General features: G+C 44.7%; 30 protein-coding genes. 25 read left to right on the plus strand and 5 right to left on the minus strand.

The features are described from left to right. Positions 1-18 precede the first annotated feature (18 nt). The 16 genes from K941_RS15135 (at position 19) to K941_RS0107620 (ending at position 16,276) form a co-directional block, all read left to right on the plus strand. Positions 19-780 carry a phage late control D family protein gene (locus K941_RS15135; RefSeq protein ID WP_084137706.1) on the plus strand — a complete coding sequence of 254 codons (762 nt, stop codon included), beginning with the start codon at positions 19-21 and terminating at the stop codon, positions 778-780. After that, positions 764-1,309 (plus strand): phage baseplate assembly protein V, encoded by a 546-nt coding sequence (locus tag K941_RS15140; protein WP_036387836.1) that lies wholly within the window; start codon positions 764-766, stop codon positions 1,307-1,309. The genes K941_RS15135 and K941_RS15140 overlap by 17 nt, the downstream gene beginning before the upstream one ends. A 90-nt stretch (positions 1,310-1,399) precedes the next feature. Next, positions 1,400-1,750, plus strand: a complete 351-nt coding sequence (locus K941_RS0107550; RefSeq protein ID WP_029103140.1) for a GPW/gp25 family protein — start codon at positions 1,400-1,402, stop codon at positions 1,748-1,750. Between the two features lie 24 nt (positions 1,751-1,774). Next, positions 1,775-2,914, plus strand: coding sequence for a baseplate assembly protein (locus K941_RS0107555; RefSeq protein WP_029103141.1), 1,140 nt, complete (start codon positions 1,775-1,777; stop codon positions 2,912-2,914). Further along, positions 2,907-3,506: a phage tail protein gene (locus K941_RS0107560; protein ID WP_029103142.1), complete on the plus strand. Its 600-nt coding sequence runs from the start codon at positions 2,907-2,909 to the stop codon at positions 3,504-3,506. Before K941_RS0107555 ends, K941_RS0107560 begins: the two co-directional genes overlap by 8 nt. A gap of 27 nt (positions 3,507-3,533) precedes the next feature. Then, positions 3,534-6,182, plus strand: a complete 2,649-nt coding sequence (locus K941_RS16400; protein ID WP_029103143.1) for a pyocin knob domain-containing protein — start codon at positions 3,534-3,536, stop codon at positions 6,180-6,182. Further along, on the plus strand, positions 6,182-6,763 hold the full coding sequence (locus tag K941_RS0107570; protein ID WP_029103144.1) for a DUF4376 domain-containing protein: 582 nt from the start codon (positions 6,182-6,184) through the stop codon (positions 6,761-6,763). The genes K941_RS16400 and K941_RS0107570 overlap by 1 nt, the downstream gene beginning before the upstream one ends. Then, positions 6,756-7,211, plus strand: a complete 456-nt coding sequence (locus K941_RS0107575) for a hypothetical protein (protein WP_029103145.1) — start codon at positions 6,756-6,758, stop codon at positions 7,209-7,211. The genes K941_RS0107570 and K941_RS0107575 overlap by 8 nt, the downstream gene beginning before the upstream one ends. A gap of 25 nt (positions 7,212-7,236) precedes the next feature. Beyond that, entirely contained in the window at positions 7,237-7,764 is a 528-nt protein-coding gene (locus K941_RS0107580; protein WP_029103146.1) for a D-Ala-D-Ala carboxypeptidase family metallohydrolase, read from the plus strand. A gap of 157 nt (positions 7,765-7,921) precedes the next feature. Further along, complete coding sequence (locus K941_RS18100) at positions 7,922-8,080, plus strand: Com family DNA-binding transcriptional regulator (protein ID WP_080949100.1); 159 nt, start codon at positions 7,922-7,924, stop codon at positions 8,078-8,080. Between the two features lie 75 nt (positions 8,081-8,155). Then, a complete protein-coding gene (locus tag K941_RS0107590; protein WP_029103147.1) occupies positions 8,156-9,022 on the plus strand; it encodes a DNA adenine methylase in 867 nt (288 codons plus the stop codon). A gap of 98 nt (positions 9,023-9,120) precedes the next feature. Continuing rightward, positions 9,121-9,555, plus strand: coding sequence for a hypothetical protein (locus tag K941_RS0107595; RefSeq protein ID WP_029103148.1), 435 nt, complete (start codon positions 9,121-9,123; stop codon positions 9,553-9,555). Between the two features lie 113 nt (positions 9,556-9,668). Beyond that, complete coding sequence (locus tag K941_RS0107600) at positions 9,669-10,268, plus strand: hypothetical protein (RefSeq protein ID WP_029103149.1); 600 nt, start codon at positions 9,669-9,671, stop codon at positions 10,266-10,268. Further along, the gene (locus K941_RS16405) at positions 10,265-11,398 is read left to right on the plus strand and encodes a calcium-binding protein (protein ID WP_029103150.1); all 1,134 of its coding nucleotides are present in this window, start codon (positions 10,265-10,267) and stop codon (positions 11,396-11,398) included. Before K941_RS0107600 ends, K941_RS16405 begins: the two co-directional genes overlap by 4 nt. A 500-nt stretch (positions 11,399-11,898) precedes the next feature. Then, a complete protein-coding gene (locus tag K941_RS0107615) occupies positions 11,899-14,217 on the plus strand; it encodes a hypothetical protein (protein ID WP_029103151.1) in 2,319 nt (772 codons plus the stop codon). Between the two features lie 220 nt (positions 14,218-14,437). Then, positions 14,438-16,276, plus strand: a complete 1,839-nt coding sequence (locus tag K941_RS0107620; protein WP_029103152.1) for a hypothetical protein — start codon at positions 14,438-14,440, stop codon at positions 16,274-16,276. Between the two features lie 246 nt (positions 16,277-16,522). Here K941_RS0107620 and K941_RS0107625 read toward each other — a convergent pair whose 3' ends face one another. The 3 genes from K941_RS0107625 to K941_RS0107635 all read right to left on the minus strand — a co-directional run bounded on the left by K941_RS0107625 (position 16,523) and on the right by K941_RS0107635 (position 20,235). Then, positions 16,523-17,077 (minus strand): acyl-CoA thioesterase, encoded by a 555-nt coding sequence (locus tag K941_RS0107625; protein ID WP_029103153.1) that lies wholly within the window; start codon positions 17,075-17,077, stop codon positions 16,523-16,525. 40 nt (positions 17,078-17,117) lie between these two features. Next, a complete protein-coding gene (locus K941_RS0107630) occupies positions 17,118-19,151 on the minus strand; it encodes a UvrD-helicase domain-containing protein (protein WP_029103154.1) in 2,034 nt (677 codons plus the stop codon). Between the two features lie 190 nt (positions 19,152-19,341). Continuing rightward, positions 19,342-20,235 carry a membrane protein gene (locus K941_RS0107635; RefSeq protein WP_029103155.1) on the minus strand — a complete coding sequence of 298 codons (894 nt, stop codon included), beginning with the start codon at positions 20,233-20,235 and terminating at the stop codon, positions 19,342-19,344. A gap of 182 nt (positions 20,236-20,417) precedes the next feature. On the opposite strand from K941_RS0107635, the gene K941_RS0107640 reads away from it, so the two are divergent. After that, the gene (locus tag K941_RS0107640; protein ID WP_084137707.1) at positions 20,418-21,023 is read left to right on the plus strand and encodes an META domain-containing protein; all 606 of its coding nucleotides are present in this window, start codon (positions 20,418-20,420) and stop codon (positions 21,021-21,023) included. Positions 21,024-21,151: 128 nt separating this feature from the next. Here the strand turns inward: K941_RS0107640 and K941_RS0107645 are convergent, their stop codons facing one another. Beyond that, positions 21,152-21,982 carry an ion transporter gene (locus K941_RS0107645; RefSeq protein ID WP_029103157.1) on the minus strand — a complete coding sequence of 277 codons (831 nt, stop codon included), beginning with the start codon at positions 21,980-21,982 and terminating at the stop codon, positions 21,152-21,154. Positions 21,983-22,101: 119 nt separating this feature from the next. On the opposite strand from K941_RS0107645, the gene K941_RS17095 reads away from it, so the two are divergent. From K941_RS17095 to ilvA, 8 genes are all read left to right on the plus strand, one after another. Beyond that, positions 22,102-22,314 (plus strand): hypothetical protein, encoded by a 213-nt coding sequence (locus K941_RS17095; RefSeq protein WP_147287575.1) that lies wholly within the window; start codon positions 22,102-22,104, stop codon positions 22,312-22,314. A 72-nt stretch (positions 22,315-22,386) separates the two neighbouring features. After that, on the plus strand, positions 22,387-23,136 hold the full coding sequence (locus tag K941_RS0107650; protein ID WP_029103158.1) for a YebC/PmpR family DNA-binding transcriptional regulator: 750 nt from the start codon (positions 22,387-22,389) through the stop codon (positions 23,134-23,136). 67 nt (positions 23,137-23,203) lie between these two features. Further along, on the plus strand, positions 23,204-23,404 hold the full coding sequence (locus K941_RS0107655; RefSeq protein ID WP_029103159.1) for a hypothetical protein: 201 nt from the start codon (positions 23,204-23,206) through the stop codon (positions 23,402-23,404). Beyond that, complete coding sequence (locus K941_RS17100; RefSeq protein WP_156892311.1) at positions 23,398-23,544, plus strand: hypothetical protein; 147 nt, start codon at positions 23,398-23,400, stop codon at positions 23,542-23,544. Before K941_RS0107655 ends, K941_RS17100 begins: the two co-directional genes overlap by 7 nt. Beyond that, positions 23,532-23,747 (plus strand): Fic family protein, encoded by a 216-nt coding sequence (locus K941_RS18105; RefSeq protein WP_036387839.1) that lies wholly within the window; start codon positions 23,532-23,534, stop codon positions 23,745-23,747. Before K941_RS17100 ends, K941_RS18105 begins: the two co-directional genes overlap by 13 nt. Position 23,748: 1 nt before the next feature. Further along, the gene (locus K941_RS0107665) at positions 23,749-23,967 is read left to right on the plus strand and encodes a hypothetical protein (protein WP_029103160.1); all 219 of its coding nucleotides are present in this window, start codon (positions 23,749-23,751) and stop codon (positions 23,965-23,967) included. Continuing rightward, a complete protein-coding gene (locus K941_RS0107670) occupies positions 23,954-24,331 on the plus strand; it encodes a PIN domain-containing protein (RefSeq protein ID WP_029103161.1) in 378 nt (125 codons plus the stop codon). The genes K941_RS0107665 and K941_RS0107670 overlap by 14 nt, the downstream gene beginning before the upstream one ends. 26 nt (positions 24,332-24,357) lie before the next feature. Continuing rightward, complete coding sequence (gene ilvA / locus K941_RS0107675) at positions 24,358-25,902, plus strand: threonine ammonia-lyase, biosynthetic (RefSeq protein ID WP_029103162.1); 1,545 nt, start codon at positions 24,358-24,360, stop codon at positions 25,900-25,902. Between the two features lie 26 nt (positions 25,903-25,928). On the opposite strand, the gene K941_RS0107680 is transcribed toward ilvA, so the two are convergent. Beyond that, on the minus strand, positions 25,929-26,186 hold a 258-nt coding region (locus K941_RS0107680; RefSeq protein ID WP_029103163.1), incomplete at its 5' end, for a transposase family protein.

Raw genomic sequence — 26,186 nt, forward strand, 5'->3', positions numbered from 1 at the left:
TTTTAATACCTTTTGTTGATGTTATTTTTCTTAAAACGGACGATGTCGTCCGTTTTGCCTAATAGCAAAGTCTATAAAGACACCACGCTTGCCGACATTGTCCGCACGGTGGCAAAACGCCTAAATCTGTCTCTAACAGGGCAAATTCGTGAGATTAAAATCACCACCGTAACCCAGTATCAAGAGCGAGATGTGGAGTTTTTGACCCGCCTTGGCAAAACTTATGGGCATAGCTTTAAGATTGTGGATAAGACTTTGGTTTTTTATGACAATGAGAAACTTGGCGAAAATGAAGCGGTGGCGGTACTGGACAAAACATCGGTCATTGATGTGCGTTTTCGTGATGTCATCAAAGACACACCAAGTGAAGTACAGGTTTCCACCTACAACACTCAAAAGAAAGAAACCATTACCAAAACCGCCAAGCCCAAACCCAAAAGAAAAGGGGCAAAACCTACCACCACCGACACCCTAAAAATCACCGCCCCCAACAATGCCACAGACGGCGAAGCACAAGCAATGGCAAATGCCCACGCCCAAAACCAAGCTGATGAACAAATAGCAGGGGAAATTGAGCTTGTCGGCAATGCTATGCTGGTGGCGGGTCAGACTTTGCTTGTGAATGATTTTGGTAAATTTAGTGGCAAATATTTGGTGAAACAAGCTCGCCGCACCCTAAGCAATCAAGGATTTTTAACCACGATTGAGATTAAAATGCTTGAATACATTGACCCAAAAGATAACGAAACGCAGGAAAATACCAATGAATTACGCCCATAACAACCTATCCGCCACGCTCCAATTTGGCGAAGTCAGTGAAATTAACCCAAAGACACACAAAGTAAAAGTAACTTTCAATGCTTTGGACGGCATGACAAGCGACTGGCTCCCTGTCACCACAATGGGAGCAGGTGACAATCAATTCTACGCCTTGCCCGATGTGGGGGCAACCGCTGTGTGCTTGATGAATGCGAGTGGCGATGGCGGTGTGGTCTTAGGTGTGATTTATAACGACAAAGATACCACACCAACCGATAATGGTGAGCTGTGGATTAAAAAATTCACAAACGGCACAACCATCAGTCATAATCGCCAAAACGGACAAATCGTCATAGAAACAAGTGGCGATGTGTTAATAAAATCCGCCAACCAAGTAAAACTAGATACGCCTGTTACTGAATGCACAGGCGATATGAATGTTGCAGGCACAGTTAGAGCGGGCAATGATGTAGTCGCAAGTGGCACAAGCCTTAAAAAATATACGCACAGCGGTGTCGCTGGTGGCAATAGCCGAACAGGTACGCCTTAGATTTTTCTTAAAACTCTTTAAAAGACCCAACTACCCAAAACCCCTACAATACACCTAAATCACTTTGGGTGTATTTTTTTGTAGGTCAAAATGACAACCACCAACCACCGCCATTGGCAACTCGCACACGACAGCACGGCAATGACTGACATTGACGACATTCATCGCTGTATTGAGATTATTTTGACCACAAAAAAAGGCTCTGATGTCCTTCGCCCAACCTTTGGCTCGGCTCATTTGGACTATTTGGACGCACCGACTGACATTTTAATCCCCAATGTGGTGCGTGAAATTCATTTGGCAATCCAAACTTGGGAAAAGCGAGCGGTCATCAAAGACATTTATTTTATGGGGCAAGCATCGCATTTGACGATGATGATTGATTGGCAAGTGGCGGACAGTGTCAAAGGCGAGATTTATAAAAGCGAATTTATACTTTAAAACATAAGAGCATAGGGGCAAGGCGTGGCATTACCAAAACGAGAAAATCTTAAAATCGTGGACGATGACATTGGCACAATTTTAAGCCAGACAATCAAAGACTACGAAAACCGAGCAGGCAAAGTACTACAACCTGCTCATATTGAACGCCTGCTCATCAACACCTTTGCCTATCGTGAACTGTTGCTTAGAAAACAGCTTAACGAAGCCTATCGCCAACAGCACATTCCTTACGCAACAGGGCTAATGCTTGATGTCGCTGGGGCGGATTTTGGTACGCATCGCCTGTCTGCACAGCCTGCGGATACCGTCTTAGAATTTAGTGTAAAGCCTGATGAGATTGGCAATTTAACCATTCAAATTGGCAAAGGTACACAAGTTTTGGCGGGCAATGTTGCTTTTGCTACCACAGAGAGCGGACAGCTGACTCAAAACCGCCCAAGTATCCGTCTCAATGCTATCTGCACCCAAACAGGTACGCTGGGCAATGGCTATGCGGTGGGGCAAATCAGCACGCTGGCAACTCGCCCACACCCCACCATCACAGTGTCCGCCAAAAATACCACCATTAGCCAAAATGGGGCGGATATGGAAAATGACGACAGCTATCGTGAACGGATTATGCTTGCTTTTGAGCGGTTTAGTAATGCAGGCTCAAAGGGGGCGTACGCCTACTTTGCTCGCTCTGTTAGCCAAGAGATTATTGATGTCTATGTGGGCAATGCCAAAGACCGCCAAGGAGAGCCGATTGGTGGCACGGTGGCGGTGCATTTGCTGGGCAAATCTATGCCCATCTCGGATAACTTAATTCGTGAGGTCGCCAAAGCCCTAAATGATGAAAAAGTACGCCCCCTGTGCGATACAGTAACGGTCAATAGTGCCAAAGTGGTTAATTTTACCCTAAATGCTGAGCTGACCGCCTTTACAGGGGCAAATGTTGATGAAGTCTTAGCAAATGCCAAAAGTGCTTTTAATGCCTATAAGCAGGAAGTAGAAAGCAAATTGGGGCAAGATGTCGTTCCCCTAAACATCGCCAAAACTTTGCAAGTGGCGGGCGTTTATGATGTTAAGCTGATTAGCCCTACCTTGACAGCCATTGCCCCTGACATGGTTGCTATTTGCAATCACATCAATATCCGCATTGTGGGGCAAACCGATGGCTGATACCTTAACTGACAATTCGCTCATCTATGCCGATGTCATCGCCAAAGAGCAAACCTTTACCGCTTTGGCGGATTTGGGGCTTGCCCTTGATGAGTTGCCGATAGATAAGCTCTTAATTCGTCTGATTGACCTTGTGGACAGCTCACATTTGCCGATTTTGGCAGACAGTATGAGCGTGGTGGGGGTAGATGGCTATTGGCTTGCCGAGAGCGATGAAGCAAGGCGAAATCTCATCAAAGGGGCGTATGACCTGCACCGTTATAAAGGCACGCCGTGGGCAGTCAAGGAGATTGTCAGACGACTTGGCTTTGGCAATGCCACGCTTGAAGAGGGCTTTGGTGGCAAACGACATAATGGCGAAATCACAAGGCGAGATGGTGTCTATAACTATGGGCATTCTGACCGCTGGGCGTATTACCGCATTATCATTCACGAACCTATTACCCTTGAACAGGCGAACCTGCTTAGAAAGACTTTGTCCGCCTTTGCTCCTGCTCGCTGTATCTTGTCCGCTCTTGATTTTACACAGGCAAGCATTCGGCATAATGGCAAAATCATCCGAGATGGCAGATATACTCGTGGCACAGCTTAAACGACTTTAATTTGTAAGGAAAAGATTATGGCAAATCTTAGAGAGACCTCAACTTGGGAAGCTGGTATTTATCAGCTTGAAACTTCCGACCCCGTGATGGGCGGGGAAAACGGCATTGATAACAGAGCACCAAGACAGCTTGCCAACCGTACTCTGTGGCTAAAAAATGAGTTGGCAAGGCAGATTGGGGTGGTCAATAGTGGCAAACTTGGCAAAACCGAAAATGCGGTATCAGCAAGCAAACTTGCCACTGCCCGTAACATCGCAATGACAGGAGACGGCTCGTGGAGTGTGAATTTTAACGGCTCACAAAATGCCACAGGTGCGATGACTTTGGCAAACTCTGGCGTAACCGCAGGCTCTTATAACTCAGTAACCGTGGACGCAAAAGGACGGGTAACGGCAGGCTTAGCCCAAACGCACGGACTTGTAACCGCCACTACCGCACAAGGGACAGCGAATGTCGCCACAGGCAACAGCAATACCTTTTTGAACATTGTGGCAAGTGGCGTGGGTCGAACTGCATCTGTTGGCTCATCCACCCAAATTACAGGCACGAATGGTATTACCGTCTCATCAGACACGGCTGGCAAGCTCATTGTCAGGCAGGTGCTTGCCAATAGTTTGACAGACACTTCTACGGCAAAGGCTTTGACTGCCTTGCAAGGCAAGGTGCTTGATGAAAAAATTTCAGCATTGGATAATCGTACCGCAACTTTGCGTGGACAGCTTGGCACAACTGACTTAAACACCCTAACCGCCGCCGCTCATACGGGCATTTGGTATCAAGAAAATAACAACAACGCTACCACAGAACGCAATTATCCAGCGGCTCGTTCTGGGATTTTGTTTGTTTTACCGTCAGTTTGGCAGGGGCAACAACTTTATTTTCCTTATAACGAAAACGCTTTGTACACTCGCTATATCAATAACAGCAACAGTTGGTCGGCTTGGTACAAAATTGGCGAAACCATTAACAATCTCACAAGTGCCAGCACCACCGCCAGCCTATCCGCCAATCAGGGAAAGATTTTGAACGAAACCAAGCTGGACAAGGCAGGTGGCGTGCTAACTGGGGCGATTTCAATGCCCACTTCGGTAACTTCAATGCCCGCCAATACCGCTTTTGCAATCAGCTATGGGCGAATACAAGGCTATTCTAATTTGTATATCAACGCCAACACGGACAACTCTGGTAATGAGGCGGTGGTGATTACCAGCGGAAAGGGACTTAGTGCCAACAAAAATGACGGCTTGGCGGTAGGGTCTAATTATCTGACTTGGCTTGGAGCAGCAGTCGCCACTGTCAATAGCAATGTGGCAACCGCCACCAAACTTGCCACCGCCCGCACCCTTGCCATCACAGGAGATGGTACAGGGCAAGCCAATTTTGATGGGTCAGCCAATGCCAATATCGCCCTGACCCTTGCCAGCTCTGGCGTACGAGCAGGCTCATACAACTCTGTAACCGTGGACGCAAAAGGACGAGTTACCGCAGGACTGACCCAAACACACGGGCTTGTCACCGCCACCAGCGCTACAGGTACAGCAAACACCGCCACGACAAACACCAACACATTCCTAAACATTGTGGCAAGTGGCGTGGGCAGCACGGCATCGGTCGGTTCAAGCACGCAAATCACAGGCACAAACGGCATCAGCGTATCATCAGATACTGCTGGTAAATTGATTGTTACTCGTGATAGCAACTCACCCACGGCAACCAAGCTACAAACTGCTCGAACTCTATCCATCACAGGAGATGGTACAGGGCAAGCTAATTTTGACGGCTCAAATAATGCCAATATCGCCCTGACCCTTGCCAGCTCTGGCGTACGAGCAGGCTCATACAACTCTGTAACCGTGGACGCAAAAGGACGAGTTACCGCAGGACTGACCCAAACACACGGGCTTGTCACCGCCACCAGCGCTACAGGTACAGCAAATACCGCCACGACAAACAGCAACACATTCTTAAACATCGTGGCAAGCGGTGTCGGTACGGCAAACTCGGTCGGTTCAAGCACGCAAATCACAGGCACGAACGGTATTACGGTATCAAGTGATACGGCAGGTAAACTCATTGTTGCTCGTGATAGTAACTCGCCTACCGCCACTAAGCTCCAAACCGCCCGCAAAATCGCCTTAACAGGAGCGGTCACAGGAAGTGTCAATTTTGATGGGAGTAGGAATGTGAGTTTGGCAACTGCCTTAAAAGGCATAGACAGACGAGAATATACAGGCACGCTCACCCCAAGTCATAACAGCTTTAAAAGCCAAAAAGTACCCATTACAGGCTCAGTAGAGGTGTTACCTAATGGGCGTATGGTGCAGTATTTTACTTTTGTGTGTCCTGTGGTTTATTTTCATAAACACGGTCTGTCAGCTTTTTATCGTGAGAAATTAGGCGTTCAGACCTTCGCTGCCGCAGACAGTCCACACCTAGAACTACCCTTATGGACGCCAATGCCTAATAAGGTGCAAGAAGCACATATTTACTTAGGAACAGCTGGTAATCATTATAGTTATGGTGAAGCCTTAGAGTGGATTTATGATTGGGACGCCATTTTAAATCATCAATCCAACATCAAGGATAAGGCATACTTTGCCTTTCGCCGTTGGGATGGAACTTCTGATGAGATTATTACTTTTACCATTGTTGTGGAGGGTTACTAATGCCTTATTTAATCAATCCCTTAGAAAATGGTAAATTTGAACTCATTGATGAGCATTTTATCCATCTGTATGATGTGGATAAAGACACCCTCATATCCATGAGTGATAAAGAATATCAAATTCATCAAACCAAAGCCAACCATCTAACCACTTTTGAAAATGGGGAATTCGTCTATCGTGATGAAGTGGTTGATGAAAAAATCATCAAAAAACAGCAACAAGACAGCATTTGGAAAGCCATCAAACAAAAACGCCACACCATCACTCGTGGCGGGGTTTATGTCAAATCGGTCAAAAAGTGGTTTCATACGGACGATAGCTCTCGTACGCAGTACTTGGCTTTGCAGATTTTGCCCGAGCTACCGTCAGAGCTTATGTGGAAAACGATGGATAACAGCTTTGTCAAATTAACCAAGCCACTCATTACTGAGCTTGCGATGACGATTTTACAGGCTGAACAAGCTGACTTTGCCAATGCCGAAAAGCACCGTTTGGCAATGTTGCAGGCACAAAATCCCTTAGAATACGATTATTCAAAGGGTTGGAGTGCCATTTATGAACAAGGAGCAACCAATGAATAAAGTTTATCTTGCTTGTTACCGTGGGCGTGGCGATAAGCTCACTCACCGCCTATGCGATGGCATCACTCGCTTTTTTACTCGTGGCAAATACAGTCACACCGAGATTGCCATTGCCTTGCCTGACGGTCGTTACCAATGCTATTCATCAAGCGTGCGTGAAGGTGGTGTCCGCACCAAAATAATGCCCTTAAATCCTGACAAATGGGACTTAATCGCCCTTGATGGCATTTCGCCCGAACAAATTACCCGTTATTACCGACAAAATCACGGCTCGGATTATGACCTTTTGGGAGCGTTGGGCTGTGTGGCAGGACTACCACAAAACGCAGATAAATTCTTTTGTTCTGAGTGGTGCTATAACGCAATTTTTGGCTCAAACCAAGGCTTTCGGTTTAGCCCCAATCAGCTTGCTGAGATTGTTCGCCATTTATCCATTTTGGATAACTAATTTTTGGTTTTTTTAGGAGATATTTATGTCAAAACCAAGCACATACCCAACCAAACTTACGCCCAATTTTAGCTATCGTGAGATGACTAGAAGTAATACAGCCATTCGCCACGGCATTGATAACACGCCAAATCCTACTGAACTTGCCAACCTTATCTATACCGCAGAGCAGTTAGAAAAAGTGCGTGCTTATCTTAATGACAAGCACAAACGACCCATTGGCATTATGGTCTCATCAGGGTTTAGAAATGAGAGAGTCAATACACTTGTTAATGGCTCAAAAAATTCGGCTCACAAATTAGGACTTGCTGCCGACTGTGACGCCACAGGTTTTACATCGTCCACCTTTGCCAAAGAAATTGTTGAAATGCGAGATAAAGGCTTGATTGCTTTTGACCAGTTGATTTTAGAATACCCAAATCGTGGTGACGGTGCATGGGTACATATTGGCTTCAAAAAAGATGGGAAAGGTCAAAGAAACCAAGTTTTGACAGCAGTCAAGCGTGGTAAAAAGACCGTATATTTACAAGGTTTACAGGAGAACGCAAAATGATGACATAATTGCTAATTATGAAAGAAAAAGACGGTCGGTATGACAATGCTGGAACATTGCCATACCAGCCACGCAGGTTGAGTGCGTAAGCCCAAAGAACCGCCTGCTTAGCTAAGCGGCGTTATTTTACCACAAAATCCATAGGATTACGCAAAAAATGAAACAGCGTTGCACAAAATGCGATAAACTTTTAGCCGTTGGCACAGGCAATTTTGCCATTAAATGCCCTCGTTGCAAAACTTTAAATCAAATTAACACCCAGCAATCCCAAGTAAAGCCTGATATTGACAAAGGGCGTCGCACAAATGATGGCTGATATTAATTTACAAATAATCTAAATCCCTAATTTTTTGAGTGTCCTGAACGCCTTTAACTTTAAAAGGATAAGTTTATGACACTCAATTCACTTTCCACCAAACACCACAAAACCGCTCCCTTGCCATTCACAGGGCAAAAGCGAATGTTTTTAAGGCACTTTGAAAAAATCTTAAAAGACAATATCCCAAATGACGGCGAAGGCTTTACAGTGCTTGATGTCTTTGGTGGTTCTGGACTGCTTGCTCATAATGCCAAGCGTATCTTGCCCAAAGCCACCGTCATTTATAATGACTTTGACGGCTATGTCGAGCGTTTGGCTCATATTCCCACCACTAATCGCTTACGCCAAGAGCTGTTTGAAATCTTAAAAGGCGAGCCAAGAAGCGTGAAATTATCAAGCACTGCCAAAGCCAAAGTCTTAGGCCACCTTCGTAAAAGTGCCGACAACGGGACTTTTGTTGATGTGCAAACGCTGGCAGGTTGGCTACTGTTTAGCGGACGACAAGTTGGCAGTCTTGATGAGTTTTTGGCAGAGTCCACCTTTTATAATCGCATTGTCAAAACTGATTATCCAAATGCAGATGGCTATCTTGACGGGCTTATCCTTGAATGCCTAGATTTTGAAAAGCTACTACAAAAATACCAAGACACCCCAAATTGCTTGCTTCTGCTTGACCCACCTTATCTATGCACCGCACAAGGGGCTTATGCCAAGCACGGCTATTTTGGTATGACAAAGTTTTTAAGGCTTATGCAGTTTGTGCGTCCACCTTTTATCTTTTTTAGCTCCACCAAAAGCGAGTTGATGGATTATATGGCTTATGTACAGCGGTATGAGCCTAACACTTGGCAAAGGGTTGGTGATTTTACCCATATCAAGGTCAATTCATCCATCAATGCAAAAGTCAGTTATGAAGATAACATTTTGGCAAAATTCTAGGGCTTAAATTTGCAATTTAATTGCAAAAAAGACTGGACTATGCCTGATTAGTACGGCAGTATGTGCCTTATAAATTAACAAGCAAACAGGTGAAAATTATGTTAGATGTTCAAACGGTTTCAAATTTTGTCCAAGAGTATGGCGTGGTGGATTTTGGGTCAGAACTAGACGATGGCAATGCTTTATGGTTTCGTGGCTCTGATGACCATTTTACCCTAATCGCTCTAAGCGATGACAAAGAGATTGTAATGAGTGTTTGGGATAATGAAGAGTGTGGCGAGCTGATTGATGAGATTGAAATTGATAGCATTGATGAGCTTGGTGCTTACCTAGACAAATATGCTCTAACAAACAAGACAGACACTGACACTGACACTGACACTACAATGATTGATATTTATGTCAAACTTATTAAAGAAAAGCTGGCGGAAAACAACATCAGCTTAAACTTTGAAGAGTGCAACCAAGCTGAGAGACTCATCATCAGGCACATTGAAGGTGAACTTACCAAGATTGTGGAGTTTTTAAGATAATCCAAACCCAAAAATAAATACCCCAAGCTGTAAAAGTTTGGGGTATTTTTTATGGGAATTGGTCAAAATGAAAATATCTTACACCCAGTGAAAGGAAATCAAAAAGCGATTTATTGCAAAAACGGGCGAGATTTTTCGCGGCGGGCATCAACAACTTTGTTAATGCCCTATCAGGTAATGACACCATCATCTATCAAAAAGGCGGTGGGCGTGACACCATCCTAAGCACTGACAGCTTAGAGAGCAAAGACACTTTGGCGATTGATGGCTATGATTTGTCAGAGGCGATGTTTGTGCGTGTAACCAACACAGCAAGCAATCATAACATGCTCCAAATTCGCTTTAAGGGCACAAACGACCAAATCACGCTCATAGATTACTTTGCAGAACAGGTAGACGGCTTTGACAATCGCATGGATGAAATCACCTTTACAAAAGGCGGTAATACCACCACGCTATCTCAAAGCGGATTTGAGGCAAAAATATTTGCCCAAACCAATAACCACGCCCCTTGGGTGAACAAACACCCAAGACCCATCAAAGGTGAGATTGGCAAAGCCCTATCCATCACCTTTGATAAAGACACCATAAAGATGCGGATGCTTATGACAGCGAGCTGTCTTATCGTCTCACACTTGCCAGCACGGGAGCTGATGGACGCTACGAGCCACTACCTGACTGGCTCTCCTTTGACCCCAGCACGCTCACCTTGACAGGCACACCACCCAAAGGAACGGCAGGCAACCTTCAATTCATCTTATGGGGTGAAGACAGCTTTAATCACAGTGCAGGGACGTATGTCAATCTAAGCGTTGTGAATGCACCATCAACGGATATCACAACCACCCCCAAACCAACAAACCCAGCCACGCCCACCACGCCACAAACAGGCAATCTTGTCAAAGACACCAAAGGCAACGACACCCTAAAAGGCGATGGCAAGGACACCACCTTTGTCTATACAGGCGGTAAAGACACGCTTACTGACACAGGAGGAAAAGACACTCTTGTCTTTGGTAATGGCATTACCTTTAACCAAGTGGGTTCAGGGCTAATGCAATCAGGCAATGACCTTATTTTACGGGTGAATGGCAGTACCGCCAACCAAATTACCCTAAAAAATTTCTTTGCAGACCAAAGCAGTATCATTGAAACCATCAAGTTTGAGACAGGTGGTCAGATTGATTACAAGCAAATTTATGGGTTGTTTGGTAAAACCGTACCAACCGATACACCTGCCCCAACAACAAACGACACCACAACACTCACCACGCCCACAGTCAGCCCACAAAACAACTTTGTTGGCACCAATAAAGCGGACAAACTAACTGGTGCCGATGGCAATGACCAATTACAGGGCTTAGCAGGGGCAGACACCTTAGATGGCAAAGCAGGACATGACATTCTCATCGGTGGCACAGGCAACGACACCTTAATGGGTGGTACTGGTAATGACCTATACTACTTTACCAAAGGCTTTGGCAAAGACACCATCGTTAATACAGGCGGTGGCTATGACAACATCTACTTTGATGGCATAAGCTTTAACCAAGTTGGCAGGGGTCTTACCAAGATGAATAATAACCTTATTCTAAAAGTATCTGGAAGCACTGATAAGCTGACCATCAAAGACTTCTTTACAGGAGGCGACAATGCTGACATCAATATCAGCTTTGCTGACGGCGGTAGCATTAGTGCCACAAAGCTACTTGATCTGTTCAAGTCAAGTAAAACCGCCACCCATAAAGACATTGACGGCTTTAACAAAGCACTCGATGTGTCTTTAGCACTAATGGAGGAGTTTAAGACCCTCACCACAGAGGGTGGTACGACAATTATTTAAGTTTGACTTTACTTGTGTTTTATCTTACGCCCTCAAATTTAGGTTTGGGGGCGTTTTATGTGGGTTGTTTGGGGTGGCATTTTGCAGTTGGTTAATGCACCCAGCCCAAATCCATGAATTTTTTATGGAAAAAACATGGAAAAAGCAAAAACCAATTTAAAAATGATAAAATTTGTGTATAATTTAGTTTGCTTAGGGCGTGTTGAACTTTTATATTTGTAATGAAAAATGAGAAAAATCGCACGTTTTTCAAGGAAAAAACGCAGACTGATAGTCGTTCTATCAGACAAGTTTTTGACGATGAAAAACGCCCGACCACTTAATCCGTAAAATCCAAGACCATCTTTAATCTTATAAGATTAAGTGGTCGGGTAGCCATTTTTCATGCAAAAATAGACCAAACCATCAAATTTTATCAAAATTCCAATAAAATGTTATCAATGTTCAGCACGCCCTATTATCCAGATTAAAAGCACCAATAACCCACCCAAGGACACATCATGCCCAAAATACCCCAAATGCCTAAGCCATCCCCCAAAGCACTAAGCCTAGCCATGGCAGGTGTGCTGCTCTGTGCCTGCCAGTCTACCCCCAGCACACACAGCACCACACCCACGCCCGCCCATAACATCACGCACATCGACAAAAGCCTGTCACCATCCAAACTGGCACAGCACGACCTAGTCACAGCACTACGCCGGCACATGAATGCCGAGCGTTATGCGGTGTCCACTTATCATTATGCCGTCCAGCCCCTAGCAGTCAGCGAGATTGACAAAGACTCGGACAGTGCCTTTACCACCTTTATCAAGGTCATGGATTATAAGGACAAGGCTCACAAGACTGACGATGACACAAGCGAGCCTTATATGACCATCAGCGACTATTTGGGGGAGGATAGCGAGCTTGGCGACTTGCCTTATCTACGCTATGATGATGAACAAAATGGACTCACCCCCGACACCGTGACCCGTGCGGTCGGCATGAGCGAAGAGTATCAAGCGGTGTCAGATGAGATTAAAATGCTATCAGTTGAGCTAGAAAACCATACATTTACGTCTGCCTACATAAACATGGGTGATTTTGTCAAAGACAATGGACGTTTTGACCAACAAGCTTTTAAAAAGCACATCAATGACTTTGATCGCTCTTTTCAAACCAACGCCAATGCCTTGCTTGCCACCGCCCAAGGCTACCAAAAACAAGACATCCACCAACTACAAGCCTGTGCCACCACCTTTAAACAGAGTGCCATAAATACCGCCAAGCACATCACGACAGCTGATGATATTACAAATCATGGCAATGAGTTATATTCATTAGCAACTTCTGTGAATGCTTGTACTCATGCTGTTACTGGCGGAACACAGTTACTTCATCCTTATCATTACATCTCCAACCAAACAACCCAGCAAGAGTTGCAACAACAAGCAAGTACCAAAGAGTGTGCCACTCATGCCACCGCTCAAAATCAGGCTTTGGTTCAGTCAGGCAAAGACCACATCAAGCATGCCGATGAGTTTAATGCAATTCATGAAGAGTATATATCGTGCCATGAGCCATGGGTAGAGTCTGCCATGGATGATGACTATTATGAAAGCCATGACCCCTACTCAGGCGTGTTCGGCTCACTTCGTGCCTATCGTGAGATGAAAGAACAAGAGCGTGAGCAGGGCAAGACAGACGTAAAAAGCCGTGATTATGGGCTGTCGTCCTTGCTTGGGGGAATATTTAAAATGAACCGAACCCCCGAACAGGTCACCGCCCAAAACCTATATCAGTATCAGCACCTAAGTATCCAAGGTCTCTCCCACCATGAACCGAGTGCCAAACGCAGTCAACATTTGTGGTCGATTGACTATGACAGTCCCACCGCCACTTATTCCATGCAACTGCCTGTGCGTGCCGACCACGCCAAAGGCGAGCTGACCGCCGATGTCTCAGCCGTCTTGCCACTGGTCGCACTCATCAGCCCCAGGCACGCTCCCCTACCCAAAGACGTGCCAGACGGTCTGATGTCCTTTGTCCTGCCTGATGAATTACAAAAACAGATACCTACTGACGTGATTTATACGGCAATCTCTGACGGCATCATCGCAGGCATGGACGGACTAAATGGCGAGAAGTTTACGCCCATGGACATCAGTCAAGACGCCTTTGCCAAAGAAGTCGGGGCAAGTCGTGCCATCAAGGTTGAGTTTGGTACCAAAGAAATGGGCAAAGCCTACGCCATCATCGCCAAGCACGTCGGGCGTGATTTGCATGCTTATGTGGACAAGCACCCCGAGCATTATGCCGACAAAGTCAGCGACCACACCGACGCTGACGGCAACCCCATCAGCACGCCAAACACCATCAAATCCATCATTGATAACTTTACCATGCTAAACAGCAGTTATCGCACAGATGACGTGGGCGGGCTGTTCGGGGTGGTTGAAGGCATACTGCCTTTTGCCTTGAACACGACCAGCTATGTCTATCTTGACCGCCAAGGCAACATCATCGCCACCCAAACCCTCAGCAGTCTGGACGAGCACATCAGTGGCATGACCACCCAAAGCCTAAACCAAGTCCGCTATGACAAGGGGCTGTTTGACAAACACGCTTTGGCACGCCAATTTAAAGACGCCTTTGCTAAAACGACCGCCGTGGACGGCATGGCACTCATCAAGCAAGCCAAAAAAGAAAACGAACAGCAATATGAAGCACTCATGGCACGCTATGGTTATGATTATGAGCTTAGCCCATCAGATGACCACGAATGCGATACAGCCTGTGCAGCAGCCGAAACGGCAACGGCGGCAGAAGAAGCAAGATAACCATTTACAAGGCTTGCCCCATTCTTGGCTTGATTTGATTAAATTGTATTAAATTAACTTGATTGGTAAAATGGATAAATCGGTAAAATCGGTAAAATTGCCAAAAAATGGTATTGCCATACTGAAAATTTATCTTTGTCATTTTAACTTTACAAATCAATACCTTATCATCAGCCAAGATTGGGACTTATCCCGATTAATATACTCATTAAGGAAAACCATGAAAACACCACCTTATCGCACACTAAGTTTGGCTGTTGTCAGCTGTCTGATGACCGCCTGTGCCACCACGCAAGCTCCACAGTCCGCCACCACAAGCCACGACCAGCACGCCAAAGCAGTCCTAGCCAAAGCAGTCAAATCACAACTTCGCTCATCATTTAGCTATGAGACGAATGCCTATGTCTCTAACGACATCCGCCGTCACGCCCTAAAAGACGTCACCGACAGCACGCCAGCTGACGACTGCGAAGCGGTGCATGACCATGCTTATGTCCGCCTACTTCAAACTGCTAAGACGGACAACCTGCCCATCAGCGATGACAAATACCAAGCCCATCGTACCAAAATCAAAGACGACTTTTTGGCATGCCGTGATAAGCAAGAACAAGCGTCCGCCTATCAGTCTTTTGACTTTGAAAATTTTTATGAACAAAGCGGACAGCTGACCCCCGATGAGCAAGAACAGGCATTCATCCACGCCATCAGCACTCACCTAGATGGTCAGACCAATGAGCCATCCGCCCGTCCTGCCTCGTCCCTAGACGCCAAAAAAGCCGAGCTACTGCACGAGTATCTCATCGCCCCATCTAGTGTGCGTGTGGTCGGCAGTTATCAACCCCTACAAGGCAAATTTACCGCCTTGCCCATGCTAGACTACACCGCCAAAAACCTGCACATGTCCATCAATCAGCCCCTATACATCGACCTAAAAGCAGGGGGTATTTATCTGTGGGCGGATAACTTTGCTCTACTAAACAGCGAACTGCTTGACGCCAAACTGGGCGACAGCTGGCAAGGCAAATGGCTGTACATCCCCATCAATGACGGCAGTCTGCCCGAGAGCTTTACCCGTGATTTAATCAAAGCCTACCTAAACGCCAAAAAAGAGAGCTTTATGGCACTGCCCCAAGACGGCTTTGTCATGGCGGGGGCAGATGAGCTTAGCCAGTTGCCGTTTATCGCCAATAACCTGCCTGCCGATAAACTAACTCTCATCCAAAACACGCCCACCATCATCAAAAATAACGCCAAAGAGTCTGCCAAAGCGTACAGCAATTATGTCTTTGCCGACACACTCTACCAAGAGATGACCGCCAAATATCCAACACTTACTCAGCAGATGCCCGATTTTTATGAGCGTGAGATTATTGACGGTGAGAGCGTGATTCATGTGATAAATGCCGATAGCGACACCGCCCAGACAGAGACAAAGGCGGAGACGGACACCGCTAATAACAGCCGTGATGACTTTGTGGTCAATAGCGAGCTACTCATGCGTGGGCTATTTTTGTATCTGCAACGGCAAATCGAGAGCTACTATGGCGAGCTACATAGCACCGATGGCACACCCCAAGAAGACCGCCCTATTTCTAAATATGCCCCTGCCACGCATTATGGTGTCTCACATGGCAAAATCGCTTGGGTACATCAGCGTCACTATCTGACCGATGACACGGTCGGAGCCAGATACATGGACAAGGCAGGCGTGACGGGCAGTGAACCGCTGTTTGTGGATGTCTTTACCCAAATCTTTCAAAACGCCAAACACGTAAATGAGTTCGCTCGTCTGCCATCTGCCAGTCAAACGCCCAATGCCGACAACAGCATCAATCTCTTTGCCTACCAAGACACCCTACGAGCCAGATTCAAGGAGACAGGCGAGAAGCCACCTTTTATGGAGCATTCCTCTCGTTATGCCTTAGGCAGTGCCAGTAATGATTATGGCTATGGCGATGATAGCTATGATGGCGATGATTATGGTGATTACAGCGATGAGCTTTATGAAGATTATCTTGATGAAGACATGGATAATAACGGCAAGCCAAGTGATAAATGAGTGTGTTTGGCGATTTTAACCTATATAAAAAAGGGGATATACTCTATCCCCTTTTGTGTATTACACTCAACCAACTTGATATTTACCATGGGTTTGTAGGGGTTGGCTCCGCACACCCTTTGATGATATTGCTATACAGGGCATGCTCAGCACACCCCTACGTCCACACATCATTGTATTTGTAGTAATTTTAAGGTTTCTTGGGTGTATATGTTGTATAAAGCCTTTTAAAAGGTTTGCTGATATTTAATGCGGAAACGGTCGCTGTTTGTCCGCATCTATCCACACCTGCACCCATTCATCAGGCGGTAGGCTCACCCCGTCATAGCCAAGCGATGATAACACCTGTGCGGTCGGTATGGGTTTGCCCGTCATAAAGTTGGTTACTGCTGTACGAAGTAGTGCATGACAAGTGCATTTGCCACCCACCCACATCGTCTGCTCCATATAAAACCACTTATCATCAATGGCACATACCCGAGTTTTCATCAGCACTTTATCAAAGAGTCGCACACGTTTGCGATACTGAATGGTACTGCCTGCCACCACCAAACCCCACCGCTTTTGTACGAGTTTTTTGCCCAGACCTGTGCGAATGGCAAAGTCATTTCGCCCTAGGTCAAACAACGTCAAAATCCGCCCATTGTTCATCTCAAAAAAGTTATCAATATCATTCACATTGGCGGTAAAACGATACTCGGTCGTGTCAGTTAGACCTGCCACCGTGCCTGACTTTTTGCTTTTGTGATAAGCGGTTGCACTGCTGATGATGTTTTGGGTTAGGCGTAAAAATGGATACATAATATACTCAGATTTTTATAAATGGATTAGCGATAAACGATTAGCCTTTACGTTTGGCGGCAAGCATTGCCTGAATGTTTGCCAAATAGTCTGTGGCGACCTTATTCGGGTCGGCAGATTTTTGGCGTTTGGCAGGATAATCAATGTGGTCGCTTGGCAACTCGTCCAAAAAGCGTGACGGCGTGGTCTGACGATACTCTTTGCCCGCCCTGCGTTTTTGGGCATACATCAAGGTCAGCTCATGCCTTGCTCGTGTGATGCCCACATACATGAGACGGCGTTCTTCTTCGACCGTCTCCGAGACGATAGAGTTACGGTGTGGCAAGATGTCTTCTTCGACCCCAATGATATACACAAAATCAAATTCAAGCCCCTTAGCGGCGTGCAGGGTCATGAGATTAACTTTGTTGGTATTTTCTTCTTCTTGCTGTTGTTCTAGCATGTCTAGTAGCACAAGCTTACGAATCACCGCCTCAATGCTTTTTTCATCATCATCTTCGGCACGGTCTATGAGTGCATGAATGGACGAGTACAGGGATTCGATGTTGTCAAGGCGGTTTTTTTCTTGTTGGGGTGTTTTGCTGTCTTCTTTGATGTAGTCAATATACCCCGTCTCCATAATCATCTGACGCACCAGTGGCATGGGGTCGGGATTATCATAAAGCTCACGGGTATAATGCTCAATAAACTCTCCAAAACTGGCAAGCGTCGCCCCTGCCTTTGCCCCCACTGCCGATTTTAGCCCTGTATGAGAACAGGCAGACAGTAGCGATAGGCTGTGTTCTTGGGCGAACAGTCCGAGCTTTTCTAAGGTTGCCGAACCCATGCCACGTTTGGGCGTATTGATGATCCGCAAAAATGCCGCGTCATCATCAGGATTTAGGATAATCCGCAAATAACTCATGACGTCCTTAATCTCCGTGCGAGCAAAAAATGACGTACCGCCCGAGAGCTTATACGGCACTTGTAGTGAACGCAGTTCGGCTTCTAGCACCCGAGCCTGAAAGTTGGAGCGATACAGCACGGCATACTGCTCCCATGAGTTGTTATGTCTTAGGCGGTGCGTCACTATCTCTTTTGCCACACGCTCCGCTTCCACCCCATCATCGGGCGAGCTTAGCACCCGAATCAGCTCGCCATGCCCTTTATCCGACCACAGCGATTTTTCAAAAATATGCTCATTATTGGTAATCACGGCATTGGCAGACGCCAGTATGCGATTGGTAGAGCGGTAGTTTTGTTCTAGCTTGACAACGTGCAGAGCAGGGAAATCCTGCTTTAATAAAGCCATGTTCTCAGGCTTTGCTCCACGCCACGCATAGATAGATTGGTCATCATCGCCCACTACCGTGAACCTTGCCCGAATGCCTACCAGTAGCTTGATAAGCTCATACTGAGCGGTATTGGTATCTTGGTACTCGTCCACGAGCAGATAGCGAATGCGGTTTTGCCATTTTTCACGCACTCGCTCATTGTCTTTTAAAATACGAGCAGGTAGGACAATCAAATCATCAAAATCCACCGCATTATATGCTCGCAAATTCCGCTCATACAGCCCATACAGATGAGCAAAAATCACATCTTCGGGGTCGGTCAGTGTCCGCTCGGCATCTTCGGGGGCGACTAGGTCATTTTTCCAATCACTAATCATCTTAATCGCCTTACCCACCATGTCCGCACGCTCCGCCCCTGATAGGTTATCACGCACCATCAGCTCGGCAAGCAGGCGTTTGCTGTCATCGGCGTCCATGATACTAAAATTGCCTTTTAGGGGCGTGTTAATGAGTTCATAACGCAAAAACTGCAAACCAAACTGGTGGAACGTGGACACCGTCAGCCCACGAGTTTTCTCGCTTGGCAAGAGTTTTTTGACACGCTCTTTCATCTCCCTTGCCGCCTTATTGGTAAAGGTCATTGCCGTGATACGCTCAGCAGGCGTGTTGCAGTTTTGGATAAGATGAGCGATTTTTTGGGTAATCACAGACGTCTTGCCTGACCCTGCCCCTGCCAGAACGAGCAAGGGGCCTGAAACATGGGCTAGGGCTTCTTGTTGGCGGGGGTTTAGTTGGCTCATAATCTAAATTCTTCGGGCAAATGGTTGGCTATTATAATGGATTTTGGCAAATTGGGCAAAAGTTTGTGGTAAATTTATCGGCAACATAAAGCATTCTTATGTCATATTTTTTGGTTAAAATTTATCCATATTACATAAAAAGGTGCGTAACACGCACCTGATGATTTTTATTATTTAAAATTATTTCAAATCAAGTTAAATAAAACAAACACCACACTGCACACACGCCCAAGACAATCCCCATGCCATTGATTTTGGAGATTTTTTCTTTAAAAATAAATAACCCCACAACCGCCCCCAAACATATCACGCCGATATTCATGCCAGCAAATACCAAGGTCGGGTCATCTTTATAGGCTTGATGAGCTTTGATATAAAATAAAATATTAAAAAAGTTTAATGCCCCAAGTAAAATCCCACCAATCAAACTTTTACCTTGCCATTTGGTTTTATTGATTATTAGATAAATAAATAACAAGACAAATGCCAATATAAAGCTCACAAGTAAGGTATTGGCAAAGGCATTACCCAATTTTGCCATTTGTTTAAATAAAATATCAATCACGCCATAGCCTGCCCATACTCCGCCTAATATTAAAGCGGTGTTTTTGATATTTAATGAATTATCTGTTTTGGCATGATTGGTTTTTAGGCTGTTTTTTAAATTGGTTTTTGGATTGGGTTTATAAGTTAGGGCAATGAGTGATGAAAACGCCAAAATAATGCCCACACCTTTGGCAAGTGTTAAACTTTCGCCAAAAATGGTAAATGACGCCAATATCGGCAAAAATAACGCCAAACGCTGTGCCACGTCCGATTTGGCAATGCCAACGAGTTGCACCGCCTTTGCCATGATGATAAATACGCTCGGCAACAGCACGCCCAAGGCGATGACGATAAATGTCCCGTTTGCCATAATTTCACTGACATTTAAACTAGGCTTTAATAAAAAAATACATAAAATAATGGCGGTGATATAATTCACCAAAATGGCTTGGGCAATATCAATGTCTTGACGGCGTGCCACTTTTAAAAAAATAGACACCAACACACTGACACAAATGGCAGAGAGTAGAAAAATCATGGATGAAATATTTTGTTACAAATTGGTGTGATATTATAACCATAATTGGGCGTTTGTCAAGTGGCGTGAATAGATGTTCACCAAATTAACCAAGATATCCACCCTTTTATCCAATTCTCCATTTAAAATCATCAATATGATGTGTGATAATAAAGCATCAAACTTAACAAAAATACGATGCGATGAACATAAAAATTTCTATTCTTTTATTCATAATGTTACTTTCTGCCTGCACCAATCACAATCAAAATTCAAAAAACACGATTGAACAAGATGTCAATATCACCAATGGCAACAAAGATAACAACAAACCACCGCCAGCATTACCAACCAATGATGAATTATTAAGCTCCCTAAAATCTAGTGATTGGCAAAAATTAGCGTTAACTTATGAAAATACATCCAATCAGTGGCGATTGATTGTGGTAAGTGATATAAATTTTAACAACCTAAATTTGCCGATTGTTAAAAAAGATGATTTTATATTGATTTTTGAAAAAAGTGTAGAATTAGACAATCATTGGATTTATATGCCCAATAATTGCAACAGCATGAAGGGTGAATTTGTACTCACCAAGACGGGCATAAAAATTCAAGGTAGCCTACCAACAACTAAAATGGCTTGCTCACCACCACCTAAAGATTTAGATGACAACATTATCCATACTGTTATTTTAAATGGTGATTATGAAATTTATCAAAAAGACATGCAAAATATTTTAAAAATAACCCACAATCATCAATATTGGCTATTTATCAACACAGTTGCTACAAAGCCTAGCTTATGACAAATTTCAAATTCGTTAGATGTGATATTTATTTAAAGCAAAGCGAATATTTAGGTCATAGTTAATATCAGTTTGATAAGGCATGGCATTCTGTATTTTGATGATTTAGAGAGTATAAAACAGATAAATCACAAATGCAAATCATGTCCACATCTATCACAAAACTTAGCATTGGATGCATGCCCGAATTTACCGCATTTTGGGCAGGTGATGGGGTGTAGCTGTGGTCGCATGGTGCGTGACAGCTCAGCGGTAAAAATCCCTGTCGGTACGGCAATGATGGAGTAACCCATAATCATCACCATGCTTGCAATCGCTTGCCCTATCGGGGTCTTGGGTGAGATGTCGCCATAACCCACGGTTGTCAAAGTCACAACCGCCCAATAGATGGATTTGGGGATGCTGGTGTAGCCATTTTCAGGGCCTTCGACCACGTACATGACCGAGCCAAAAATGGTCACAAGCAGTAATAATGATAGGAAAAAGACGATGATTTTGTGCTGACTGGTGCGAAAGGCAGCCGCCAAAAACCCTGCTTGGTGCATATAGGATTTGAGCTTAAACACCCTAAAAATCCGTAAAATCCGCAAAATTCGCACCACCAAAAGATACTGCGTACCCACAAAAAACAAGCTAATATAACTTGGTAAAAGTGCCAACAAATCCACAATACCATAAAATGACAACACATACCGCTTGCGATTGGGCGATGAGTACACACGCAACAAATATTCAACCGTAAACAAAATGGTAAAAATCCATTCGGCATAAAAAAATACCCTGCCGTACTGCAATCGCAAATACAGCACGCTGTCTAGCATAACCACCACCACGCTAAGACTAATACCAATAAGCAATCCAATATCAAACAGCTTGCCCAAAGGCGTGTCTGTGCCTTCGATGACGATGTGGATTTTCTCTTTTAAGGACAGGCTTTTTTTGTAAACAGGGGCTTTCATGCAAGATAGAATGAGAGAAAGATGAGTGTATTTTATAATAAAGTTGGGGCTTGGGATAGTATTTTTACAAAATTCTTGTTATGATTGATACGTTTTAGGCTTTTTACATTTGATTTATCATGAGAATCATCATCTTAATGCTACCCCTTGTCCTGACCGCTTGTATGAACATGGCAGATTTTTCTGAAAGTAAGCGTCAAACACTCCAAACCTACCCGACTTACAACCCAAATTGCCAACGCCATATCCCAGCCCCACGCACACCACAAGGCTATCCTGACATGAGTTCGCCTGAATATCAAGAAACGCATCATCGCACACATTGCCCCTAGCAAATATTGGCAAATTCGCCCAAACCTTGTATAATAACCCATTTTATTATTTTCATTTAAAAGGTGCATTCTATGGCAGGTCATAGTAAATGGGCGAACATTAAACATCGTAAAGCCAAACAAGACGCCGCAAAGGGCAAAATCTTCACCAAAATCATTCGTGAAATCGTCTCCGCCAGTAAAGGTGGCGACCCAGACCCTGCCAACAACCCACGCCTGCGTGCCGTGCTAGAAAAAGCCAACGCCGCCAACATGACCAAAGATGTCATCAAGCGTGCCATTGAACGTGGTCAAGGCGGTGGCGAGGGCGACAACGTCCAAGAAATCACCTACGAAGGCTATGGCGTGGGCGGTGTGGCGGTCATCGTTGAGACCATGACCGACAATGTAAACCGCACGGCGGGCGAGGTTCGCCATGCGTTTAGCAAGCACGGTGGCAACCTAGGCACATCAGGTTCGGTGGCGTATTTGTTTAGCAAGCGTGGCGAGATTATTTTTAATGACGTATCTCTTGAAGATAAAGTCATGGAGATTGCCCTAGAAGCAGGGGCAACGGATATTGAAAATGACGGCGAGAGTCTGCTTGTCATTACCGAACCCAACGACTTTGGGGCGGTGGTGGACGCACTAGCGGGTGCAGGTCTAAAAGCGGACAATATGGAGGTTACAATGTCGCCAAGTACAACTGCGGACATTGATAACATTGATGACGCTCAAAAAGTGCTAAAAATGATTGACATGCTAGAAGATTTGGACGATGTCCAAGAAGTCTATACTAATGTGAATTTTAGCGATGACGTGATGGCACAGCTTGACGCTTAATTTGCCTATCGTGATGTTTGGATATGGCAGAAGTGTCATATCCAATTTTTGTTTTTAAAGGGGTTTTATGAAAATCGCAAATCAAGTAAACCAATTAGAAGATAAAGATTTTTGCCGTCAATTTATTCGTGCCAATAATGCCATTGAAGGATTGTTTTTATCTGACGATGATAAAAAATTTATGGATACCATTGACCCTAATATTTCTGATAAAGAATTTGAAAGTTTGTTATTTGCTCATTTAAATATTAAAAGCATTGTATGTTAATAGGCTCATCAAATTCCGATGAAAGAATTGCCGAGCGTTATTTTTATGGCGAAGTGGGCAAAAGTGCTTTGGTAAATAAATTTGGCATTCAAGACCAACAAGAATTGTTAAAATTGTTGCCAAGTTTTTGGGTAATTTAAATGCCATTCACCCCTTTATTGACGGCAATGGCAGAACCCAAAGGCAAACTTTATTGTTAATCTGTCATCAATATCATTTTACAATTCAAATCAATGATTATTTAAGTCAAAAATATTGGTACAGGTCCGCCGAACAAAGCCATTATTATGGCGATGATATGGGATTTGAAGAGATTTTAAGAAATATTATATTGGAAACTTAATATGATAACATTAGACCTACCACCACAAATTGAACAGCATATCATTGAGCGTGCCGAACAAAAAAGTTTGACGGTCAATGAATTGATTTTGCAATGGGCAAATCAAGATAAGAAAAATAATTCCATTTTATTAACCGATTTTGTCAAAACCTTACCTAACCGCTCTCATATTGGTGATGGATTGGCAATTCAAAAGGCATTGCGTGATGAATGGGATTAAGTATTTATTAGACACTTGCTTTATTATTGAATTGTACAATGGTCATCAAGAAGTGGTTAAAATCATTGAAGAAAACAAAATTGATTTAACTTATTGTGCCATTAGCCCAATTAACCGAATGGAAGTTTTGGGATTTGGTGATTTGGCAGATAATGACAGTCAAAATTTGGAAAAATTATTGGATATTTTAATGACTTTACCAATTGACAGAAAGATAGAAGACACCGTCATTGAATTAAGAAAACGCCACAAAATTAAATTGCCCGATGCCATTGTATTAGCAACCGCATTAACCCACAATTTAGAATTATTAAGCCTTGATATAGGTTTAATAAACAAATACCAAAAAGAAATCACCAATTAAGCCGATTTAAATAATTAGGAAACCCAATGACCACCCTATCCGACTATGTCCGTGCCATTATTACCGCCACCGTTTATGATGTCGCCATTCGCACCCCGCTTGAAAAAGCGGACAAACTCTCCGCCCGTTTTGGCAACGACATTCGCTTGAAACGCGAAGACCTGCAACCTGTATTTAGCTTTAAACTGCGTGGGGCGTACAACAAAATCAGCCAACTCACGGCAGAGCAAAAAGCAAAAGGCATCATCTGTGCCTCGGCTGGCAACCACGCACAAGGGGTGGCGTATTCGGCAAATCGCTTAAAAATCAATAACTTAATTGTAATGCCCAAAACCACGCCCGACATCAAAGTGCAAGCAGTCAAAGCCTTTGGTGGTACGGTGCATTTGCATGGCGACAGCTTTGACGAAGCCAACCGCTATGCCATTGAAAAGTCGCAAACGGACGGTATGACCTACATCGCCCCCTACGATGACAAAGCAGTCATTGCAGGGCAAGGCACGGTCGCCCTTGAACTCTCCCAAGACTGGAGAGAGATGGAATATGTGTTTGTGCCTGTCGGTGGCGGTGGTTTGGTGGCGGGGATTGCGTCCTTTTTGGGCGAGATTGCCCCGCACATCAAGGTCATTGCGGTGGAATCCGAAGGCTCTGCTTGCCTAAAAGTCGCCCTAGCCGATGGCGAGCGAACTCGCTTACCGCAAGTGAGCCTGTTTGCTGATGGCGTGGCGGTCGCCCAAATCGGTCAAATCCCCTTTGAAGTGGCGGGTCTCACCAAATCCAACGGGCAAGGCAAGGTCATCGATGACGTGATAACTTGCAATAACGATGAAATTTGTGCCAGTGTAAAAGACATTTTTGAAGAAAACCGCCACATCGTTGAGCCGTCTGGGGCGTTGGCACTGGCAGGGCTAAAAAAATATGTCAAACAGCACAACCTAGCAGGTAAAAACTGCGTGGCGATTGTCTCGGGGGCAAATATGAACTTTGACCGCCTACGGTACATTGCCGAACGCACCGAGATTGGCGAAAACAAAGAAGCGATTTTTGCGGTGCAGTTGCCCGAAAAAACGGGGGCGTTTTTGGACTTTTGTCGCACCTTGCAAGGGCGTAACATCACCGAATTTAACTACCGCCTAGACAGCACAAATCCAAGCGTTGCCCAAGTGTTTGTGGGCATTGGCTTAAAGGACGGTCAGTTTGAACGCACCACGATTATGGACAATCTGGACAAAGGGGGTTACACCGCCTTTGACTTGACCGATGATGAAGTCGCCAAAACGCACATTCGCTATTTGATTGGCGGACACGGTCGGCTAAATGATGAAAAATTGTTCCGTGTGATGTTTCCAGAACGCCCCAACGCTCTATTAAATTTCCTTGAAAAACTCGGGCAAGATTTTAATGTTACCCTGTTTCACTACCGTAATCACGGGGCGGCAGAAGGGCGAGTATTGGTCGGCTTGCAGGCAGCCGCCCATTCATCACGGCAAATTGTGGACGCATTGACTGAGATTGGTTATGATTGTGAAGATTTAAGTGAAAATGTGGGCTATGGGGTGTTTTTGAAGTAAAAATATAGAATAGACATCCTGCAAAACTACCCAATCCACCCAAACACGAGCTTTACCCTAAGTTCAAATCTTGCCAATGATTTACGATAGGTGGTTGAGAACATTTTAAAGGCCTTAAACTTGGCAAAGATATGTTCTACTCTCACCCGTGTTTTAGACAATAATGCGTTATAATCTTTGGCTTCTTGTACAAGTGGATATTTCTTAGTTTGTTTTAGTGGCGTAAAGGCTTGCTTGTATAAATGCTGTATGCCTTGATAACCACTGTCTGCTAGGATAAACTT

The organism is Moraxella caprae DSM 19149, from assembly GCF_000426885.1.
In the GTDB taxonomy this organism is placed as follows: domain Bacteria; phylum Pseudomonadota; class Gammaproteobacteria; order Pseudomonadales; family Moraxellaceae; genus Moraxella; species Moraxella caprae.

What these genes read in the sequence shown, in the direction of transcription:
- K941_RS0107630 (WP_029103154.1), bottom strand. Translation starts at nt 19,151, where the DNA reads ATGAGCCAACTAAACCCCCGCCAACAAGAAGCCCTAGCCCATGTTTCA.
- K941_RS0107635 (WP_029103155.1), bottom strand. Translation starts at nt 20,235, where the DNA reads ATGATTTTTCTACTCTCTGCCATTTGTGTCAGTGTGTTGGTGTCTATT.
- K941_RS0107560 (WP_029103142.1), top strand. Translation starts at nt 2,907, where the DNA reads ATGGCTGATACCTTAACTGACAATTCGCTCATCTATGCCGATGTCATC.
- K941_RS0107645 (WP_029103157.1), bottom strand. Translation starts at nt 21,982, where the DNA reads ATGAAAGCCCCTGTTTACAAAAAAAGCCTGTCCTTAAAAGAGAAAATC.
- K941_RS17095 (WP_147287575.1), top strand. Translation starts at nt 22,102, where the DNA reads ATGAGAATCATCATCTTAATGCTACCCCTTGTCCTGACCGCTTGTATG.
- K941_RS0107570 (WP_029103144.1), top strand. Translation starts at nt 6,182, where the DNA reads ATGCCTTATTTAATCAATCCCTTAGAAAATGGTAAATTTGAACTCATT.
- K941_RS0107625 (WP_029103153.1), bottom strand. Translation starts at nt 17,077, where the DNA reads ATGTATCCATTTTTACGCCTAACCCAAAACATCATCAGCAGTGCAACC.
- K941_RS0107595 (WP_029103148.1), top strand. Translation starts at nt 9,121, where the DNA reads ATGTTAGATGTTCAAACGGTTTCAAATTTTGTCCAAGAGTATGGCGTG.
- K941_RS16400 (WP_029103143.1), top strand. Translation starts at nt 3,534, where the DNA reads ATGGCAAATCTTAGAGAGACCTCAACTTGGGAAGCTGGTATTTATCAG.
- K941_RS0107590 (WP_029103147.1), top strand. Translation starts at nt 8,156, where the DNA reads ATGACACTCAATTCACTTTCCACCAAACACCACAAAACCGCTCCCTTG.
- K941_RS0107670 (WP_029103161.1), top strand. Translation starts at nt 23,954, where the DNA reads ATGAATGGGATTAAGTATTTATTAGACACTTGCTTTATTATTGAATTG.
- K941_RS0107650 (WP_029103158.1), top strand. Translation starts at nt 22,387, where the DNA reads ATGGCAGGTCATAGTAAATGGGCGAACATTAAACATCGTAAAGCCAAA.
- K941_RS0107550 (WP_029103140.1), top strand. Translation starts at nt 1,400, where the DNA reads ATGACAACCACCAACCACCGCCATTGGCAACTCGCACACGACAGCACG.
- K941_RS15135 (WP_084137706.1), top strand. Translation starts at nt 19, where the DNA reads ATGTTATTTTTCTTAAAACGGACGATGTCGTCCGTTTTGCCTAATAGC.
- K941_RS0107575 (WP_029103145.1), top strand. Translation starts at nt 6,756, where the DNA reads ATGAATAAAGTTTATCTTGCTTGTTACCGTGGGCGTGGCGATAAGCTC.
- K941_RS15140 (WP_036387836.1), top strand. Translation starts at nt 764, where the DNA reads ATGAATTACGCCCATAACAACCTATCCGCCACGCTCCAATTTGGCGAA.
- K941_RS0107580 (WP_029103146.1), top strand. Translation starts at nt 7,237, where the DNA reads ATGTCAAAACCAAGCACATACCCAACCAAACTTACGCCCAATTTTAGC.
- K941_RS0107655 (WP_029103159.1), top strand. Translation starts at nt 23,204, where the DNA reads ATGAAAATCGCAAATCAAGTAAACCAATTAGAAGATAAAGATTTTTGC.
- K941_RS0107620 (WP_029103152.1), top strand. Translation starts at nt 14,438, where the DNA reads ATGAAAACACCACCTTATCGCACACTAAGTTTGGCTGTTGTCAGCTGT.
- ilvA (WP_029103162.1), top strand. Translation starts at nt 24,358, where the DNA reads ATGACCACCCTATCCGACTATGTCCGTGCCATTATTACCGCCACCGTT.
- K941_RS17100 (WP_156892311.1), top strand. Translation starts at nt 23,398, where the DNA reads ATGTTAATAGGCTCATCAAATTCCGATGAAAGAATTGCCGAGCGTTAT.
- K941_RS0107615 (WP_029103151.1), top strand. Translation starts at nt 11,899, where the DNA reads ATGCCCAAAATACCCCAAATGCCTAAGCCATCCCCCAAAGCACTAAGC.
- K941_RS18100 (WP_080949100.1), top strand. Translation starts at nt 7,922, where the DNA reads ATGAAACAGCGTTGCACAAAATGCGATAAACTTTTAGCCGTTGGCACA.
- K941_RS0107665 (WP_029103160.1), top strand. Translation starts at nt 23,749, where the DNA reads ATGATAACATTAGACCTACCACCACAAATTGAACAGCATATCATTGAG.
- K941_RS0107640 (WP_084137707.1), top strand. Translation starts at nt 20,418, where the DNA reads ATGAACATAAAAATTTCTATTCTTTTATTCATAATGTTACTTTCTGCC.